Source organism: Exiguobacterium sp. MH3, from assembly GCF_000496635.1.
Taxonomy (GTDB): domain Bacteria; phylum Bacillota; class Bacilli; order Exiguobacteriales; family Exiguobacteriaceae; genus Exiguobacterium_A; species Exiguobacterium_A indicum.
Window position 1 is genome coordinate 1,629,476 of the sequence record NC_022794.1, and the last position, 18,935, is coordinate 1,648,410.

An 18,935-nucleotide genomic window follows, 5' to 3' on the forward strand; every position below is an offset into this window, starting at 1 on the left:
GAATGAATTCGATAGGATGGGAAACAGAGAGGATGATGAACGTGTACAAGAAACTCATTGCTTTACCGGAGCTTATGCATCTCGAAGGGGCGGTCTCCATCCACCAGCAAGGTGAACAAATCTTTAGTCATGCTAACGGATTCGCACATCAGGGCTACCGTGTATTGAATAAAGAAACGACGCGATTCGGAATTGCCTCTGGTGCAAAACTTTTCACGGCGGTCGCTATCTTACGGTTAGTCGAGGCAGGAAAGGTTGCACTCGACGAACGCGTCGCGACGATTCTACCGGACATAGGAATCGATCTAGACAGCGTGACCATACATCATCTGTTAACTCATACGTCAGGCATCGGTGATTATTTTGACGAAGCGACGATGACCGATTTCGAGGAGGTCTTTCAAGATCTCCCAATGTACCGTTTGCGTCGTCCCATCGATTTTTTACCGTTGTTTCAGGACCAAAAAAGACAGTTCACTGCGGGCGAACGTTTTCATTACAACAATGCGGGATACATCCTGCTCGGTCTCGTGATCGAACAATTGACGAAACAACCCTTCTCGGATTACGTGACGAACGAATTATTCGCTCATGCGCAAATGACACAGTCTGGTTACTTCCGACTCGACTCGCTACCGGCGGATACAGCCACAGGCCACATCGAGAATGAAGACGGAACGTGGCGAACGAATCACTATGCGTTACCGATCATTGGTGGACCAGATGGCGGTGCCTTCCTCACAGCATCAGACATGGAACGTTTCTGGCGAAGCCTTCTGACGCATCAGTTGCTGTCCGAATCGATGACCACGCAACTGTTTCATCCCCACGTCAAAGTCAACGATGTTGCGTCTTATGGTTACGGCGTCTGGCTGAAACGACTCGATGCCACACACGAGAAGTGGCACATCATGGGTTACGACCCGGGTGTCAGCTTTCATTCCGCCTATTATCCACAATCGGAAACGATCGTCACCGTCTTATCGAATACGTCTGACGGAGCCTACGCGCTCGTTCAGGCCATCGAACTACTTTTACTTGAGAAAGGAATCCATACATGAACCTTTATATCGCTTCTCGCTTTGATCACACGTTGACCGTCCGCTGGCTCCGCGATGAACTCCGCTTGCGTGGACACGATGTAACATACGACTGGACGATGAATGATCGGGCAGAGGATCCTGAAGCATTACGAAAGATTGGTCTTGCTGAATTCGAAGCCGTACAACAAGCGGACGCCTTCGTCCTCGTGTTACCAGCAGGAAAAAGTAGTCACGTCGAACTCGGGATTGCGCTCGCGACGAATCGCCCGATTTACTTATGTATGCCGGATGCGACCTACTTCACCGGACCATTGGCCAGTACGTTTTATCATATCGGACAGACGACCTCTTGCTTCGGAACGAAAGAAGATTGGCTCGCGCAGATTCTCGCTGATCGCTTACCGGAAGAACAACTGACGTCATGAGGACCGTCCTGTTGACGATCGGACCGACCCATGCCGGGAAAACGACGTTCGCACGACAGCTTGCTCAACGTCTACCAGCAAGCCTTGTCATCGATCAGGATCTTCAAGCACGCTTTTTGCTCGAACATTATCCGGACCTCGTTCCAACAGAAGGACCGAATCAGATCAAACATGACTTGACGGGATGGTTGATCGAACAGGCAATCACGTCTTCCGTCGAGACGATCATCTTATGTAACGCCAACACCACGCGGATTGGTCGGAAACAATTATTAGATCCATTCTCCCGATCGACGTTCCGCTCGATCCTCGTCTGGTTCGATTTACCCGAAGCCACTTTTTTAAATCGACTGACTCACTCCAAACGCGATGGACGAGAGATTCGTGGCGACTCGTCGTACTACGACATCTATCAGCGGCAACGAATCGAGTCGCCAGTTACAGGTGAAGCGGACAAAATCGTTCGTCTTCGTTCGACGGAAGACGTTGACACATTCCTCGATCATGTCACGAATCCGACGCTTGACGCTCTCTTCGATGCGGTGTCGACTGATTGAAGAACATGACAATCGTGCATAAAGCACCCGCTTCTTCATCAACGAATGCAAAAAGACCAACCGATATGTAACCGATTACATAAAGAAAGAAGGAACACTCATGTCTGAAGAACAACGATTGACAGGCGGAAATGTCTCCGCTGTCTATCAAAAAGGTGAGCATGTCTATCGCTCACAAAAAGAGAACAGCAACAACGTCCAACGGTTATTATGCCACTTAGAAGCGAAACGCCTATCCGGTGTTCCGCGTTTCGTCGGCATCGACGAACAAAATCGAGAGATCCTGACCTTCCTCCCTGGTGAAACGGCCGATTATCCGCTAAAAGCATACATGTGGCATGACGACGTATTGGACGATGTCGCACGTCTGATGCGCCAGTATCATGACGCGACAGTCGACTTCGACGTCTCACCGGACTGGGCACCGTTGCTCAATACCCCGACTCCACACGAAGTCATCTGCCACAACGATTTTGCCGTCTACAATACGATTTTTCAGGATCAAAAACTGAGTGGCGTGATTGACTTTGACCTCGCAGCACCCGGTCCACGTGCTTGGGATATCGTCTATGCTCTCTATACGTTCGTTCCGCTTAGCAGCAGACGACAAGCACCTGACGGATCCGTTCTTGCTTATTCACCAGAGCAAGATGACACACGTTTCGCCAAGCGAGTGAGTCGGTTCCTTGATGCGTATGGCTATGAAGGACCGCGTTCCGAACTCCTATCCATGTTATTGTTACGCGTCGAAGCCCTCTATCTGTTGATTGATCAAAGAGCTGCGGACGGTGATGCTGCCTTCATCAAGATGAAAGAAGAGGGTCACGACACACATTACCGCGCGGAATACCGTTTCATCACGGAACATGGGGAGAAGTGGTTCATCGATAAATCTTCGATAACATAATGTTCGACGACATCGATCATCACAAAGGAGTGATTTTTTTGAAGATTATTGATCTCGATTTTTTACTGACGACTGAAGAATACGATGTCGTTAAAGGCAAACGACCATTACGCGATTGATTTCTATTTTTATGGCGCTGACGAAACATTCAAGCTTTTGATTGACGATCCTTCGCGCGATTACTTTTTGATGCGTTTCGAAAAGTACGCCGTTTTCCTAGGAACGTTGCAATAGCATGGCATCATCGACGACAGACTCCGGAATCCTTATCCAGTCGTGAGGTCAAAAGAATCGATCTTGGGAGAGTTCGCTGCGAAGTATATGAAAACGAAGGAAATTTATACGGAACGGGGAGACTTGCACTTATTTGCCATCAGGACACATGAACAGGATTTTTACATTTTATCCTACAGTGATCCAATCATCATTGATCATATGGCGAAAGAGGATTAATTGAACAGCAGATGTTGTTACACCCTAAAAAAGAGGGGGATGAACGTATCTTGAAAAAATTACTGATATTTTTTTTAACTGCTCCCTTTCTGCTTTTATCCGCTTGTACAGAAGAGCAAAAGACATCACAGCCTACTACTCAACTGATGTCAAAGAGTGAAAAAATACAATCCGAATCTATAAAAATTGATGACGAAAGTAAATTGAACATTGTTTTTCTCTATGAACCGTACAAAAAATATCTACAAGCGTCTTTAAAAAACAATGATCCTGAAATAGATAAAAAGAATTATGCGAAGTATGTCTTGAACTATATCGACAAAGTCGGGGAAAAGGAGGAGTTCGCGACAGGCGACTTGAAAGGTTTCCTGATGTTGCAATCAACCGTATACGAACAAGAGCTACTCGATAAAGTCGAGAACTTGATGAAACAGCAGGACAACATTAAAAAAATTATCCAAAAAAATTACATCGCTTCACATAAGATTCTTCCCAAAAAGAAAAGTACCATTTTTATCGCTCCCATTAATCCTGAATCCTCTTTCGATATCCAGCCGATGAAAGGTGTTACAGGAGCCGCCTATAAAGACGCATTCGTTCTCTACCTGGATCCAAACTACGATCAAGACGTCTTAGCATATACGACGGCACATGAATATCATCACTTAGTCCTCATGGATACACCCGATTTTAGTTTAAATACGACTCTTAATTCCGTCATTGTCGAAGGAAAGGCAGATGCCTTTGCCGAGCGAATCGTCAAAGACGTTTCCATTCCTTGGAATGTTGATATGGATGAAGCAACAAAGAAACATGTCGTGCATCTCGTCAACAGCCATGAAGTATCACAACTCGACTTCGTTGTAGGTAACGAACAAAAAGAGATTCCTCGCTGGAGTAACTACATGTTAGGGCGTGATATCCTCAATCATTATTTTGAATTGCATCCAGATCAGTCCATTGCTGACTGGACCTATACGAATCAAACAGATATCTTAAAAGGATACAAGTATCAAAAGATTCTTGAGCAATGAGGTGTTTTCATGAAATACACATGTCCCGTCTATGGATATAACCGAATGGACGACGTTGCTTATTATGAAAATGGTGACGCCTCGTTCGAACTTTGTTCTTGTTGTGGCTTTCAGTTCGGAGTAGACGATGATGTCGAAATCGAGGATGGTATCTTCTTATCAAGAAGTGAAGCACACGACTTGTATCGTGCGAACTGGCTTAAGGACGGTGCTAAAATCTTTAGTGGTTATGCCTTTGAGCGTGGGCAAGCAAAAGGTGAACCTTTAGCGCGAACAGTTTTGGAAAGTCAATTACAAAATCTACAAGTCATACGAAAGAATCAAACACAAAAATAATGGTAGTTAAGAGGGATATGTGATGTTGATTCAAATAATCGGTATCTTTTCAATCATCTTTATACTTGGCTTAATTTTTACAAACCAACCATTGAAAAGAATCATTGTCGTTTTATTCGCAAGTTCTATCATCATTTTCGTTGCACGTATTTTAACGACACAACAATCGATTGCAGAAGCGTTTTTTAATTCGTTTGGCTTTTTAACGATTTTAGCATTCGTAATAGTCATTATTCAGTTTTATAAGAAGCAGTCTACCAAAAAAAGTAACCCATAACTCGAAATCGACACCCTTAACGACTACATGCTAAAAACAACTTAAAAGAGCGCGGACTTTCACGATGACACCTTGAAAGTCTGCGCTCCTTTTCGTCTGTCATCATTCACGCGTCTCGTGCGCCGTTAACGTAACGGTCACGATTGCGCCTTGCTCCGAATGGTTCTTAATCGTTAACTCACCGTCATGTAAATCGATGATTCGTTTAACGATCGATAATCCAAGACCATGTCCTTCATTCGCTCGTGACTGTTCGCCCTGATAAAAGCGATCGAACACATACGGTAAGTCCTGTTCTGCGATTCCCGGTCCTTCATCGCGGATCGTGACGCGAAAGTTCTCTCCTTCACTTAAGGTCACTTCTAACACTCCCGATTCCGGCGAAAACCGAATCGCGTTCTCAAGCAGATTGAGCCAGACGTGCTGCATCAGTTCCTCTTCCCACTCGACGGACACTTCTGGTAAATCAAGCTCCAGTCGAAGTGATTTCTCCGTCCACTGTCGCTCCAGCAACAACAGGCACGTCCGAAGTTGTTCATCAAGGCGATACCGTTTCCGCTCGATGATCGTCTGATGATCAAGCCGCGATAAGCGGACGAGATTTGACGTCAAGCGTGATAGACGGGTGCTCTCTTGCTCCATGATCGTCAAGTACTGCTGCCGTTTATCCGAGTTTTCTTCTGTCTGTAACAACCTAGAAAATCCTTGAATCGAAGCAATCGGTGTCTTCAGCTCATGCGAAATCGAGGCGACGAGATCCTTTGCGAGATGGTCGTTTCGTCGCAGCGCTTCGGTCATGTGGTTGAAGTTTTCAACGAGGAGTGCGACCTCATCATTTCCACCTTCCTTGATCGAGACATCATAGTTCCCGTTCGTCACTTCAATCGCCGCTTCACTGATGCTACGAATCCGTCGTGTCACGAGCGTGACAGCGAGCCAGGTCAGGATGAAGGCGACGCCGATCGTGATGACGATACCGATTCCAGCTGACGTTCGTAATCCGTCAAGGATGCGTTGTCCGGCAATCGGTGTCGAGACGAGATATCCTGTCTCCGTCTGGCGAATGTATTGCGACGGTTCGAGCCACGTCCCATCGATCGTAATTTCTCCTTTTTGCTGTAATTGGTCACGTTCTGACGATGACAATGATTGTACTTGATTGAGCGACGTGTATTGTGTCGTTTGAATCAAAGACTGATCCATGTACTGACTCGCCTCAGCGAACGACAGATTTTGGTCTTGCATTAATCGTTCAATCTGATCCGTTCGTTGTTGCAATTGATTATTTAGGTCTTGATCGACTTCTTGGAACTGGAACCAGATCGTCATGATGAATGGTAACAGCAGTGGTAGTAACAATAAACCGAAGAGGATGACGAAAAAGCGACCAGAGATCGAGCGGACGAAGCGTTTCACTGAATCACTCCCTTATAACCGAGTCCCCAGACCGTCTCGATCGTAAAATCATCATAGGCGCTGAACTTGTCACGCAACCGCTTGATGTGGACATCGACCGTCCGACTGTCGCTCTCGACATCATATCCCCAAATTTCGTCCATCAACTGCTGACGCGTAAAAATCTGCTTCGGATGTGCGAGCAAGCGATAGAGCAGTTGAAACTCCTTTTGTGGTAACGGTATCTCACCATGAGGCGTTACGACCGTCGCGTCCGTCATCCGTAGTTGCAGGGCGCCCACGATTAATTCTTGCGCTGCTACGATCTTTGACCGTCGTAACAGCGCTCGGATCCGAAGTAACAGTTCGTCCAAATCAACCGGCTTGACCATATAATCATCAGCACCGGTCGTGAACCCGGCTTCCTTATCCTGAAAGGAATCCAGCACTGTCAACATCAAGACAGGTTGTTCATATCCTGATTCACGCAGCAGCTCAACCAGTTCGATTCCTGAAACGTGCGGCATCATCACATCCGTTACGACGAGATCGACGTGTTGTTGATCCAGTTGGTCGAGTGCGTCTTTCCCGTCTCTCGATTCAATCACCGTAAAGCCGGCGGACCGGAGTGTCTCGCCTAATAGTAGACGGACATTCCGGTCATCTTCGGCAATCAAAATCGTTACCATCGTCCTCCTCCTTCACTTAAACATTTCGTAAGGCTTCGATCGGATTCAAACGAGATGCCTTTCGCGCTGGCATGTAACCGAACAAGACACCGACACCGATCGAGAATCCGGCGGCAAGCAGAATCGTGCTCACGGAGAGTGTGAACGGTGTACTAATCATCAGACTGACGCCAAATGCGAGCATCGCTCCGACAAGAATGCCGATCACTCCACCCATCAAGGACAGCAGAATCGATTCCAAGAGGAACTGAAGGCGAATCGTACGTGGTTTCGCACCGAGTGCTTTTCGTAAGCCAATCTCCGTCGTTCGTTCCGTGACCGAGACGAGCATCATGTTCATGATGCCGATCCCACCGACGATCAAGGAAATCGACGCAATACCCGTCAACAAGAGCGAGAGCATCGTATTGATTTGGTCAATCGAATCGAGTGCTTCATCCAAGCTGACGACGTCATACGTATCGTCGCGTCCGTTATAGAACTGGTACAGCTTTGCCGTGACATCCCGTTTGACGGTCGCGACGTCAGCTGCGTCCGTCTTGAAGATATCCACTTGCTTAACGGCTGTCACCCCAAGCGTCCGCAGGGCCGTCGTATAGGGAATGACGATTTGATCGCCATCCGCGTCACTGACACCGACGATCCGGTAATTGAGTCCATCGAGCTTGATCGTCTTACCGATTGCGACCTGACCCGGATAGAGTGTTCGGGCGACGGATGGACTGACGACGGCGACATGCGTCTGTTGTTTTACATCACTGATGACGATGCCACGTCCTTGCGGGACATCTTCAGATTCCCGGTAATAGATGTGATTTCGCCCTTCGATCGTCACTTGGTCAAGTGAATGATTTTCGACACGGATGTCCCGGACAGTCGAGACGGTCGGTGAGACACCGCGTGTTCCTTTAATCGTGTTTAATTCTTCCAGTTGTGCAGGTGATAATCCTTCTTTCAACGGCGTCTCTGTCGTTTGGACCGTTAATTTATTGGCACCGAACGACGCGACCTCTTCATTGATTGAGGCTGTCGCGCCGTTGACGATTGAAATCAAGGCGATGATCGATGCGACACCGATGATGACACCAAGCGTCGTCAAGAACGACCGCATCTTATGATGCCAGATATTCGACCATGCCATCCGTAACGTTTCGCGAATCATGTCGTCACCTCCGTCACCTGACCATCTTCGATTCGGATAATCCGGCGAGCTTGCTTAGCAATATTGACATCGTGTGTGATCATGATGATCGTCTTCCCTTCCTCTGAGAGGCTCTCGAACAACTCCATGATTTGTTTCCCTGTCTTTTGATCGAGCGCTCCGGTCGGCTCATCGGCGAGTAAGATCGTCGGTCGCGTCACGAGCGCCCGCGCAATCGCAACCCGTTGTTGTTGACCACCGGACAATTGACTCGGTAAGGCATCGGCTTTATCTGTCAATCCGACACGTTCCAGGAGCTCAAGCGATCGTGCGCGGCGCTCTTTGCGCGAGACGCCGGCATAGATGAGCGGTAATTCGACGTTTTGTAAGACGCTCATGCGCGGTAGCAACTGGAACTGTTGAAAGATGAAGCCAATTTCTTCGTTGCGAATCGTCGCTAGCTGATCCTCGGATAGATCGTGGACGAGCTGCTCCTGCAAACGATAGACGCCGTTTGAAGCGACATCGAGGCAACCGATGATGTTCATCAGCGTTGATTTTCCTGAACCCGAAGGTCCGAGGATCGTCACATATTCACCAGCCTCGATCGTCAGCGATACTCGATCGAGGACGATGTGACGATTGGTTCCTTCGCCGTAAGTTTTTTGGATTTCTTGCAAGTCAACGACCGGCATCAGGACGCACCTCCTGGTGGAGTCGGAAGAAGACCGGAACCACCGTCTTCACTCGGCAGGAAGACTTCGTCTCCGGCGGACAATCCGTCCTTGATTTCAATATCCTGTCCGTCCGTCACCCCCGTCTCGATGTATTGACGAGTCGTTTCCCCGTCTTTTTTCACATATACATACGGACGATCCGACTTCGAATACGAAATGACATCGAGCGATAAGACAGGTACATCTTGTGCGAGTTGATATGGTAAACGTCCCTCGACCGTCATGCCGTGTAACCAGTTTGACGAGCTCGGTACCGATACCTTTGCATTGAAATACGTACTTCCATTTTCCGTCACAGCTTCCGGACTAATCGATTCGACCTTCCCTTTGATGGTTTTATCAGATGCATCCGTCTGTAATTCAATCGTATCTTCAACTTCAATCCGTTCGATATCTTGCTCATCAATTTTCAGACGAGCGATCAATTCTTTGTTGTCTGCAACAACGAAGAGGACGGTATTCGGGGCATAAACTTCGCCTTCCGTGACGTCAAGACGAACGAGTTGTCCAGAGCGAGGTGCCTTGAAATCTTCTCCTCCTTCGACGCTGACGATCGTTTGACCCGACTTAACGGTATCTCCTTCTTCAAAGCGAACGTCGGTGACACGGACATCACGATCACTGATGACCGTCTGTCGATCTTTCGCTTCAAGCGTGCCCGAGAAGTAGAAGAATGTTTTTAATGTCTTTGACTCGACGACCTCCTTCGTTCCTTGTGCCTCTCCTCGTCCTAAAAAGAGCGTGGAACCGATTAACAGGAGTACCAGGATGATCCCTCCACTGATCCATAACCATTTCTTGCGTGTTCGTTTCATGTTAAATGCCTCCCTTGATTGGTGTTAATCCGATCATAGGGAGAAGTTATGAACCAACTATGAACAAATATTAAAAAAGTGATTGGATCAGAAATAAAAACGCAATAGACAAAATTTTCTAAAAATAATACACTGAACATAACCAAATTATGTAAAAGGAGTGGTCATATGGATATTACCTTTCAAGATATTTCGCATACATTCGAACGAAGCGGTGTCCGGACCGATGTCTTGCATCAACTAAACGGTCAGTTTTCGCAAAGTGAGGTGACGGCACTCGTCGGTCCATCCGGTTCTGGAAAATCAACGTTCCTGAGTCTCCTTGGTTCGCTTGATCGTCCGACGTCCGGTCAAATCCTCTATGACGGGCAGGACATCACGTCTTGGAAGAACAAACGGTTATCGCAATTCCGCTCGCAAGAGATCGGCTTCATCTTCCAGCAGTTTCACTTATTACCGGCACTGACGGTGTCTGAGAACTTAAAGGTCGCCTTATTAAAGCAAAAGACCTCCTTCAATCAAGAGGAGCGGATTCTCGAGCTGCTCGAACGGGTTGGACTCGACGATAAACGGAATGCTTTACCGGCTCAATTATCCGGTGGACAACAACAACGGGTCGCGATCGCCCGTGCCCTGCTTCACCATCCGCAATGGATTCTCGCGGACGAGCCGACCGGTAATCTCGATTCCGTGACCGGTGACGCAATCTTCGAGTTGTTACTAGAGCTGCATCGTGAAGCTAAGTGTGGCGTTTTATTTGTCACACACGACCTAGAACTCGCCGAACGTGCTGACCGGATTCTCTTCATGCAGGATGGACGAATCGTTGAAGACCGCCGGAAGCGTACGGTGCAAAGTGTCTAAGTATTGTTAATGAGGAGGTGTCTCGCGTTGCACACGTTTCGTGCCAAATTAATCACGAGCTTTATCGGCTCACTTGTCGTTTTTCTGTTGCTGTCGGTATCGACGCAATCCGCGTATGAAGCGTTTCAAAATGCTGACTTCTCGGAACAGGAGACGACGATCGTACGAGATTGTAATCATGATGACTTATCAAAACTTATTTTCAAAAAAAACAGTTGTACACTCGATAACACAATCGACGAAAATTCTGAAGGTGAAATTTTAGGTATAAGTACAGGTAAAACGGAAAAAGTGGATGGAACAGCACGTGGAAAAGCCAATGCTACCAAGTCGCCAGGCTTTTTGGAATCAGCAGAAGAAAAGGCAGGCTCTAGTTTTTCGATTATCCTTCTCTTGTTGCTTCTTGTCGGAAGTTTCATCATTTATTTTGTAATCAAAAAACGAAAGCGACTCACAGGAAAACATACTTTAGAGAGTGCGGAGGATACGCAAGATCAATCAAACTTTTCTTTCAAGAATAAAACTTCTTCTACAATCACTCAGTCGATACCTACTCCTCCTATCGAATCACTGCGCCTGATGTTGTTTGATTTTAATCAACGATTACCACGTGCCCTCAAACGGCGAAGTCATGAATCGTTGACAGACTGGACAGAGCGCATTCATCTGGTGACGCCACTCTCTCCTTACTTCGTCACCCGCTACGCAGCGCAAGCAGAAGTAGAAGCACTCGATGCACAAGCGATTCACCATTTCGAACAAGATCTTACACATTATTTAAAGACGCAAATCTCCCAATAACAAGCAAAGGAGACTACATATGCTTCGTTTCGTCATCAATCAATGGCGCCGGCAGCGCGGGAAATTCATCCTGACGCTCGTCGGTGCGCTCATCATCAGCGCTGGACTCAGTCTGATGTTCAACTTGACCGATTCGAGTCAGGGAACGGTCGAACAAACATTACAAAAGAAATGGTCGTCTGCGTATGACATCGTCGTACGACCGAAAGGCAGTCAGCTTGCAAGTGAGTCGAACGATTTACTGGAACCGAACTATTTGAATGGAATCGATGGTGGGATTTCCTTCAAACAATACGAAACCATCAAGAAAATGAAGGACATTGAAATTGCAGCTCCGGTTGCTGTTATGGGATATGTAAACTCTGTTACTTCGTTTAAAAATGTATTGAAGTTTCCAAGCGAACCCGGTATGTATCGTCTAACAGAAACGAATTTTATCGAAAATGGTTTTTCGAGAGAACGTCAATCGCATAGCGTCATCCATATCTCTCAAGGTACGAAAGTAAATGTTCCGAAAAATGCTTCTTTTTTCAATGAACCCATTGAAACGTTTAAAAATGCAATTGCAAGAAACCCAGTATTGATTGTTGGAATCGACCCTGTCGAGGAAGCTCGACTTGTCGGATTAGATAAAAGTGTTCGCTTAAATAAAAAGTCTCGATATTTCAACAGCACAGATCAACATCAATCCGGTAATTATTCGGACGAACATATTATACCCGTCATAATCAATCCGAACTCCTTTAACAAAGGAAGCTATGAATACACAATCGAAAAATTAGATGCCCCCTTTAAAACAGAGCAGGATCAACAGAAGTTGATTGATGGTCTAGTAAAAAAACAACCGAAGCGTTCAGTTCTTCATTCAGCGTTAACTACGTATCCTGCAAAAAAAATACAGCACCTTGAAATTCCAGCATCTAAAGTGGAAGAAAACTATCTTCAAACACTTATAGAAAAGACAAATTCTACGTATGTTGATATGACAAGCGCTGAAGGAGCCCAACTACTTTATAAATCTGGACAACTCTCGTTTAAGCCAGCCAATAGTCCATATCCAAGTCGCTGGAAGACTGCCTATGAAGTATCGGCTTCGCCAACTAAGATCAAAAATTGGACATTTGGAAAACAATTTTTACCTACAAAAGGTTTCCGTTCCCTTGAATCCGCCGGACGTAAGGTCAAAAAGCCAAAACCAGGAGAGTTGGATACGGTCTTCCCATACCTTGCATTCAAGGTCGTCGGCTTATATGATCCGAATAACATCAAGGTCTCAAAGGACCCGCTAAACGAGTTACCGATGGAAACTTATCGTCCCTCGTCTGCAGATCTTGTTTTAGATGCAAAGGGCGAACCCGTCAACCCTGCAAAATCAATTGATACATCTGGTAATCCTGTTGGTCTTTTGACAAGTTCACCAAATATCTTAACGACGATCGATAGTGCACGGGCAATCAATGGCGAACAAGCTATTTCTTCGATTCGTCTGAAAGTCAAAGGTGCAACGACCGTCAGTGAAGAGTCAGAACAACTGCTTCAAGATGTGAAACAACAAATTGAACAAGAAACTGGATTGATCGCCACCATTACAAAAGGTTCATCTCCTCAACCCGTCGTCACGAAAGTCGTCGATGACGGCAAAACACTCGGTTGGATCGAACAACCATGGATCCACATCGGTGCCGCGATGACGATCTTCCGCGAGACGAGCGTCGGGTTCTCCGGTGTCATCTTCGCGATGCTCGCTGTCGCGATCGTCTATGTCCTCGCGACGAGTTATGTCTCGATGCTCGCCCGCCGGAAAGAGTTCGCCGTCTTACTCGCACTCGGCTGGCGGACGAAGGATCTCTACAAAATCGTCTTGATCGAGGCGTCGATCCTCGCCGGATTCGTCTCAACAGTCGCCTTGATCGTCGAAGGGATCTTCTCGCTCGTTCGGAGCGAAGCGATGAACGGCTGGAGTCTCGTCTGGATCGCACTGTTCAGTCTCGTCATTTACCTCGCTGGCGCCGCTTGGTCAGCGTGGACGATTCGCCGCATCTCACCGTACGAAGCGATTAAGACCGGCGAATACGCGAAAGCCGCTCGTGTCGGGCTGAAGCTTCGTTCGACCGCGACACTCGCACTAAAGGAACTGATCGGGAAATGGAAGCGCAATAGCCTGTCCGTCCTCTCGATTGCTTTACCAACAGCTCTCTTGACCTTCTTCCTGTTCGTGACGTTCCATTTACAGGGTGTCCTTTACACGTCGTGGCTTGGTCAGTTCGTTGCCCTGCAAGTCGGTCCAATGCATTACGTGACGATGGGTGTTGCGATCACGATCGCCATTTTGACGACGGGGGAAATCATGTGGCAAAACGTCACCGATCGTCGCGCTTCACTCGCTGTCTTAAAAGCACTCGGCTGGACGAACGGCGCGATCCGTCAGCTAATTGTCCTTGAAGGATTCCTGGTCGGCCTAATTTCCGGAGTCATTGGACTGATTGTTGCTTACACGACGATTTATGTCTTGTACGATCTCGTACCTTGGAATGAACCGTTGTTGATTGGCGTATCGCTCGCCTTACCGATTCTATTCGGTGTTATCGCGGCGTTCATCCCAGCACAACTGGCCGCTCGTGTTCAACCGTACCAAGAACTGAAAGATGCATCTTAATATTTGGCGGAGGGGCAACATACGTTGTCCCTCTCTTCACAGGAGGAAGTCTATGTTACCGACATCGATTTATTCGTTATCAGCAGGAGCGGTCGTCTTGAATGACCAAAACGAGATTCTTTTGATCCAAGGACCGGATCGTGGCTGGGAGTTTCCGGGCGGCATCGTCGAGCCTGGGGAAAGTGCAGCTGACGGTATCATTCGCGAAGTCAAAGAAGAGTCTGGAATTGAAATTGAAATCGTGAAATTTTGCGGCATCTATCAAAACCTCGATGCGAATGTCTGTGCGACCTGTTGGCTTGCAAAAGCGATTGGTGGTCAACCGCAGACGAGCAGTGAAAGTTTAGCAGTCGGTTTTTTCCCGCTCGAAGAAGTGTTACGACGCGTAACGTGGTCGAACTTCAGCGAACGAATCTTACATATCTTAGATGAACAGTCTCATCCATTTTTCGTAGCCTTTACCCCATAAAAGGAGGAATGACGATGTTCCGTTTTGTCTTAAATCAATGGCGCCGGCAGCGCGGGAAATTCATCCTGACGCTTGTCGGTGCACTGATCATCAGTGCCGGGCTCAGTTTAATGTTCAACTTGACGGACTCCAGTCAAGGAACGGTCGAACAGACGTTACAAAAGAAATGGTCGTCTGCGTATGATATCGTCGTGCGACCGAAAGGCAGTCAGATGACGACGGAATCAAATAAGTTACTCGAACCGAATTATCTCAATGGAATCAATGGTGGGATTTCGTATAAACAATATCAACAAATCAAACAAATGGATGCGATTGATATCGCAGCCCCTGTGGCTGTCATGGGATACGCTAATATCGGCATCTCGATTCCAAATCAAATCCACTTTCCGGACGATCCTGGTATTTATCGACTGAGTAATTCACATTATGGTGCTGGTGGATTTTCGAAAGAACTCATTGCACAGGATGGTGCCTACTTTTCAACTATGGAAGAGCCGCTCGTTCCTCCGAATACACGATTGATCCATCTTCAAGATCCGAAAGGTTTTTCATCCATACAACCCTTTACCTATAGTCTTATCGTCGGAATCGATCCGGAGGCGGAAGCGCAACTCGTCGGTTTGGATAAGAGCATCCTGAATCAAAAGAAGTTTCGTTACTTCAACCAGAAGGATGTCCCCTCAGCCAGCAAGAAGAGTTCCAATGAATTCAATATCCCGGTATTGATTAATCCAAAATCCTTCAATACGGGATATAGTCAATTTAAGTTAGAACAAGTTAACGTCGATCTGAAAACGAAACAAGCACGCGACACATTTTATCAACGACTAGCTCAATCGAACGCTCCTCAACCTCTCGATCAAGAAAAACGAAAGATCATCCAAGACATTAAAGTCGATGCCTCTAAAGTCGAGAGCGCTTTTTTTGATTCCCTACTCGGTCAAAAAACTAAGGTACTTCCGCATTCGGAAGCAAATACTAACGCTCAACTCGTCGCCCAGACAGGCTCATTGACTTATCAAACGGTGAAGAGTCCGTTCCCTACACGATGGGAGAATGCTTATGAAGTACACACAGCACCTACTGCATTCAAAAATGCTATATTACCATCCTCTTATCTTCCGAAGCGTGGCTTCCGGACGGTAGATTCTTATGAAATAAAAATGAAAAAATCGGATGGATCTGCTTTTAAGTCAATGAATCCTTATCTGACGTTTAATGTCGTCGGTTTGTATGATCCGAACAAGATCAATGTCTCCAAAGATCCATTAAACGAATTACCGATGGAGACCTATCGACCCTCGGCTGCGAGTATCGTACTTGACTCAAAAAATGAACCGGTCAATCCTTCCCAACCGATCAACACGACCGGGAATCCAATTGGTCTGTTGACGAACTCTCCAAACGTTCTTACGACAGTCGATAGTGTCCAAAAGGTGATGGGCGATCAATCGATTTCATCGATCCGGTTAAAAGTAAAGGGTGCTTCTTCTGTCGGTGAACAATCAGATAAAACCTTACAACGTATCAAGTCGGAAATCGAACGAGAGACTGGTCTTATCGCTACGATCACCAAAGGTTCCTCTCCTCAACCCGTCGTTACGAAGGTTGTCGATGACGGGAAGACGCTCGGTTGGATCGAACAACCATGGATCCACATTGGTGCTGCGATCACGATCTTCCGTGAGACGAGCGTCGGGTTCTCAGGTGTCATCTTTGCGATGCTCGCCGTCGCCATCGTCTATGTCCTCGCGACGAGTTATGTCTCGATGCTCGCCCGCCGGAAAGAGTTCGCTGTTTTACTGGCACTTGGCTGGCGGACGAAGGACCTCTACAAAATCGTCTTGATCGAAGCGGTGATCCTCGCCGGATTCGTCTCAACGATTGCATTGATTGTCGAAAGCATCTTCTCATATGTCCGTAATGAAGCGATGAACGGCTGGAGTCTTCTTTGGATCGCGCTGTTCAGCCTCTTCATCTACCTGGCTGGTGCAATCTGGTCAGCGTGGACGATTCGCCGGATCTCGCCGTATGAAGCAATCAAGACCGGTGAATACGCGAAAGCAGCTCGTGTCGGGCTGAAACTTCGTTCGACGGTGACACTCGCACTGAAGGAATTGATTGGGAAATGGAAACGAAACAGTTTGTCGGTCCTCTCGATTGCTCTACCGACGGCACTGCTGACGTTCTTCTTATTCGTGACGTTCCATTTACAGGGTGTTCTTTACACATCGTGGCTCGGTCAATTCGTTGCCTTGCAAGTCGGTCCGATGCATTACGTGACGATGGGTGTTGCGATCACGATCGCTATTTTGACGACCGGAGAGATTATGTGGCAAAACGTCACCGATCGCCGCGCCTCACTCGCCGTCTTAAAAGCACTCGGCTGGACGAACGGCGCGATCCGTCAATTGATCGTCCTTGAAGGTTTCTTTATCGGTTTCTTTTCCGGTATCGGCGGACTTTTAATCGCTTACACGACAATTTATACACTATACGATCTTGTTCCGTGGAATGAACCGTTATTGATAGCCGTATCGCTTGCCCTACCGATTCTGTTCGGTGTCATCGCAGCTTTCATGCCAGCACAACTAGCAGCACGTGTGCAACCATACCAAGAACTAAAAGATGCTTCCTAAACTAAGGAGTTGTACACATGGATTCTATTCAAGCAATATTTCTTGACCGAGACGGAACGATTGGCGGAGATGCCACCGTCCACTACCCTGGAACGTTTGCGTTATTTCCTTACGTTCCTTCGCTAATCGAACGCTTACGTTATCATGGGATTTTACTGATTGCGTTTACGAATCAACCTGGTATCTCAAAAGGATTCGCGCGTGAAGAAGATTTTCAAACAGAATTACAGGGCTTCGGCTTTGATGATACGCTGATTTGTCCGCATGCAGCGGAAGATCACTGCACCTGTCGCAAACCATCACCAAATTTATTATGGCAAGCACAAGTAAAACACAATCTCCGACTCGATCAATGTGTCGTCATCGGGGACCGATGGAGTGATATGGTGGCAGCTGCGCACGCCGGGTGTATCAAAATCTTAGTCCGAACCGGTGCCGGGGAGAGCTCCATTCGTGATTACGCTGACCGGGTGGAACAAGCAAACGTCGACTATATTGCCGACGACTTGACGGACGCGATCGCTTGGCTCGATACGCAAAACTAAACAAACAAAAAGGCGCGCTTCCACAATCGGAAGTAGCGCCTTTGTTATTTCTTCGAACGTTTTGGTTGAGAAGATGCGTAGACACTAACCGATAACACAAATAAGATTGCAAACCATGTCCAAAATGACATGTTATCGCCTCCTTTAAATAATGCGTAGGTACTTTAACTATCTTCTTTTTATTACCAATAAATCCCTGCAATCATTTATTAGCAATTTTTCGTAATAGATAAAGCGCGTAGATGATCTATGGAACAGCCATCGCTATGAAGATGATATGGACACTTCCGAATAACACGTTCATAGCTAGATTAAAATCTGACAATTTTGTTTCCTCCTATATTTCAATAGTTCTCTGTATTTATTCTACTATAATAATGCATTCACTATATTTTGAACTCTTACAATTATGTAATAATTTTCAATTACCCTTCCTTATGAAGGGATTCACGTTACACTGAACGTACGAAACAGAGGTGAACATGTTGCAATTAACATTTGAGTACATGCCTTATCATTACGATGATGATCTTCAATTGATTCTAAATGATTTTTCAGACCCTGATAATCTGCGCTTCGTCATCGAACAAGACTACATGTCAGCTTTTAGCATCTTTACGAATCCAGACGATGAATCCTCCTCGTTTGAAAGTTCATTTCTTGAGCAGTGGTTTCATCGATTACAAGCTTTCCCACTATTCGTCTGTGTAGAGGTGAATCGTTATGACGAAGAAGAGTTTGAAGCGTTATGTCGCTTTTGTTCGATTACATATAATGATTTAACACCACTTGCGGACAAACGTTTCATCGTCGTTGAGCTGCAGCATGTTACCGATTTTCAACACCTGTATTCTTACTTACATTCCCACGTGAGTTGGAATGATCTTGTCATCTGGTCGACCAAACCAAATGTCTTCCGGATTGAATACCGAACGCACTACTACTCCGGGAGACCAGAAAAAACGGTCATCGTCTCCATGCAGGAAAACATGTCTATCTTTGCGTTCAGCTACGATGCAGATGTCGTGAATGTTGTTTCAAATCAACCGTTTTTCGAGACAGCCGATCGCTTATTCCAAACCTTACCTGACTTCGTCATTCCAACCTTAGTTGACGACACGGAGGACATACAAAAAAAGGAGTGAACGG

At 46.6% G+C, this 18,935-nt stretch carries 20 protein-coding genes; 15 read left to right on the forward strand and 5 right to left on the reverse strand.

The features are described from left to right. Positions 1 to 35 precede the first annotated feature (35 nt). The 8 genes from U719_RS08695 (at position 36) to U719_RS08725 (ending at position 5,032) form a co-directional block, all read left to right on the forward strand. Complete coding sequence (locus U719_RS08695) at positions 36 to 1,061, forward strand: serine hydrolase (protein WP_235147666.1); 1,026 nt, start codon at positions 36 to 38, stop codon at positions 1,059 to 1,061. Next, complete coding sequence (locus U719_RS08700) at positions 1,058 to 1,468, forward strand: hypothetical protein (RefSeq protein WP_023468387.1); 411 nt, start codon at positions 1,058 to 1,060, stop codon at positions 1,466 to 1,468. Before U719_RS08695 ends, U719_RS08700 begins: the two co-directional genes overlap by 4 nt. After that, positions 1,465 to 2,025: an AAA family ATPase gene (locus U719_RS08705; RefSeq protein ID WP_023468388.1), complete on the forward strand. Its 561-nt coding sequence runs from the start codon at positions 1,465 to 1,467 to the stop codon at positions 2,023 to 2,025. Before U719_RS08700 ends, U719_RS08705 begins: the two co-directional genes overlap by 4 nt. Before the next feature lie 100 nt (positions 2,026 to 2,125). Next, positions 2,126 to 2,932 (forward strand): phosphotransferase, encoded by an 807-nt coding sequence (locus tag U719_RS08710; RefSeq protein ID WP_023468389.1) that lies wholly within the window; start codon positions 2,126 to 2,128, stop codon positions 2,930 to 2,932. A gap of 321 nt (positions 2,933 to 3,253) precedes the next feature. Next, positions 3,254 to 3,385 carry a hypothetical protein gene (locus U719_RS17070; protein WP_255343753.1) on the forward strand — a complete coding sequence of 44 codons (132 nt, stop codon included), beginning with the start codon at positions 3,254 to 3,256 and terminating at the stop codon, positions 3,383 to 3,385. A gap of 50 nt (positions 3,386 to 3,435) precedes the next feature. Continuing rightward, positions 3,436 to 4,419, forward strand: a complete 984-nt coding sequence (locus U719_RS08715) for a DUF2268 domain-containing protein (RefSeq protein ID WP_041255482.1) — start codon at positions 3,436 to 3,438, stop codon at positions 4,417 to 4,419. A 9-nt stretch (positions 4,420 to 4,428) separates the two neighbouring features. Further along, on the forward strand, positions 4,429 to 4,755 hold the full coding sequence (locus tag U719_RS08720; RefSeq protein ID WP_023468393.1) for a hypothetical protein: 327 nt from the start codon (positions 4,429 to 4,431) through the stop codon (positions 4,753 to 4,755). Between the two features lie 22 nt (positions 4,756 to 4,777). Next, on the forward strand, positions 4,778 to 5,032 hold the full coding sequence (locus U719_RS08725) for a hypothetical protein (RefSeq protein WP_023468394.1): 255 nt from the start codon (positions 4,778 to 4,780) through the stop codon (positions 5,030 to 5,032). A gap of 102 nt (positions 5,033 to 5,134) precedes the next feature. Here U719_RS08725 and U719_RS08730 read toward each other — a convergent pair whose 3' ends face one another. Genes U719_RS08730 through U719_RS08750 form a run of 5 tightly spaced genes read right to left on the reverse strand, consistent with a single transcriptional unit; the run spans position 5,135 to position 9,809 of the window. Further along, positions 5,135 to 6,448 carry an ATP-binding protein gene (locus U719_RS08730; protein ID WP_023468395.1) on the reverse strand — a complete coding sequence of 438 codons (1,314 nt, stop codon included), beginning with the start codon at positions 6,446 to 6,448 and terminating at the stop codon, positions 5,135 to 5,137. Further along, positions 6,445 to 7,116 carry a response regulator transcription factor gene (locus U719_RS08735; protein ID WP_023468396.1) on the reverse strand — a complete coding sequence of 224 codons (672 nt, stop codon included), beginning with the start codon at positions 7,114 to 7,116 and terminating at the stop codon, positions 6,445 to 6,447. The genes U719_RS08730 and U719_RS08735 overlap by 4 nt, the downstream gene beginning before the upstream one ends. Before the next feature lie 16 nt (positions 7,117 to 7,132). Continuing rightward, positions 7,133 to 8,278 (reverse strand): ABC transporter permease, encoded by a 1,146-nt coding sequence (locus U719_RS08740; protein WP_023468397.1) that lies wholly within the window; start codon positions 8,276 to 8,278, stop codon positions 7,133 to 7,135. Then, positions 8,275 to 8,952: an ABC transporter ATP-binding protein gene (locus tag U719_RS08745; protein ID WP_023468398.1), complete on the reverse strand. Its 678-nt coding sequence runs from the start codon at positions 8,950 to 8,952 to the stop codon at positions 8,275 to 8,277. Before U719_RS08745 ends, U719_RS08740 begins: the two co-directional genes overlap by 4 nt. Continuing rightward, the gene (locus tag U719_RS08750; RefSeq protein WP_023468399.1) at positions 8,952 to 9,809 is read right to left on the reverse strand and encodes an efflux RND transporter periplasmic adaptor subunit; all 858 of its coding nucleotides are present in this window, start codon (positions 9,807 to 9,809) and stop codon (positions 8,952 to 8,954) included. Before U719_RS08750 ends, U719_RS08745 begins: the two co-directional genes overlap by 1 nt. Before the next feature lie 168 nt (positions 9,810 to 9,977). Here U719_RS08750 and U719_RS08755 point away from each other — a divergent pair, with 168 nt between their 5' ends. From U719_RS08755 to U719_RS08785, 7 genes are all read left to right on the forward strand, one after another. Next, a complete protein-coding gene (locus U719_RS08755) occupies positions 9,978 to 10,673 on the forward strand; it encodes an ABC transporter ATP-binding protein (RefSeq protein ID WP_023468400.1) in 696 nt (231 codons plus the stop codon). A gap of 27 nt (positions 10,674 to 10,700) precedes the next feature. Continuing rightward, a complete protein-coding gene (locus U719_RS08760; protein WP_023468401.1) occupies positions 10,701 to 11,474 on the forward strand; it encodes a hypothetical protein in 774 nt (257 codons plus the stop codon). A 19-nt stretch (positions 11,475 to 11,493) separates the two neighbouring features. Next, complete coding sequence (locus U719_RS08765) at positions 11,494 to 14,130, forward strand: ABC transporter permease (protein ID WP_023468402.1); 2,637 nt, start codon at positions 11,494 to 11,496, stop codon at positions 14,128 to 14,130. A 52-nt stretch (positions 14,131 to 14,182) separates the two neighbouring features. Continuing rightward, the gene (locus U719_RS08770; protein ID WP_023468403.1) at positions 14,183 to 14,599 is read left to right on the forward strand and encodes an NUDIX hydrolase; all 417 of its coding nucleotides are present in this window, start codon (positions 14,183 to 14,185) and stop codon (positions 14,597 to 14,599) included. Between the two features lie 14 nt (positions 14,600 to 14,613). Further along, positions 14,614 to 17,241 carry an ABC transporter permease gene (locus tag U719_RS08775; protein ID WP_023468404.1) on the forward strand — a complete coding sequence of 876 codons (2,628 nt, stop codon included), beginning with the start codon at positions 14,614 to 14,616 and terminating at the stop codon, positions 17,239 to 17,241. A 17-nt stretch (positions 17,242 to 17,258) separates the two neighbouring features. After that, positions 17,259 to 17,786 (forward strand): HAD-IIIA family hydrolase, encoded by a 528-nt coding sequence (locus U719_RS08780; RefSeq protein WP_023468405.1) that lies wholly within the window; start codon positions 17,259 to 17,261, stop codon positions 17,784 to 17,786. A 482-nt stretch (positions 17,787 to 18,268) separates the two neighbouring features. Next, positions 18,269 to 18,931: a hypothetical protein gene (locus U719_RS08785; protein WP_023468406.1), complete on the forward strand. Its 663-nt coding sequence runs from the start codon at positions 18,269 to 18,271 to the stop codon at positions 18,929 to 18,931. The last annotated feature ends 4 nt before the right edge of the window (positions 18,932 to 18,935 follow it).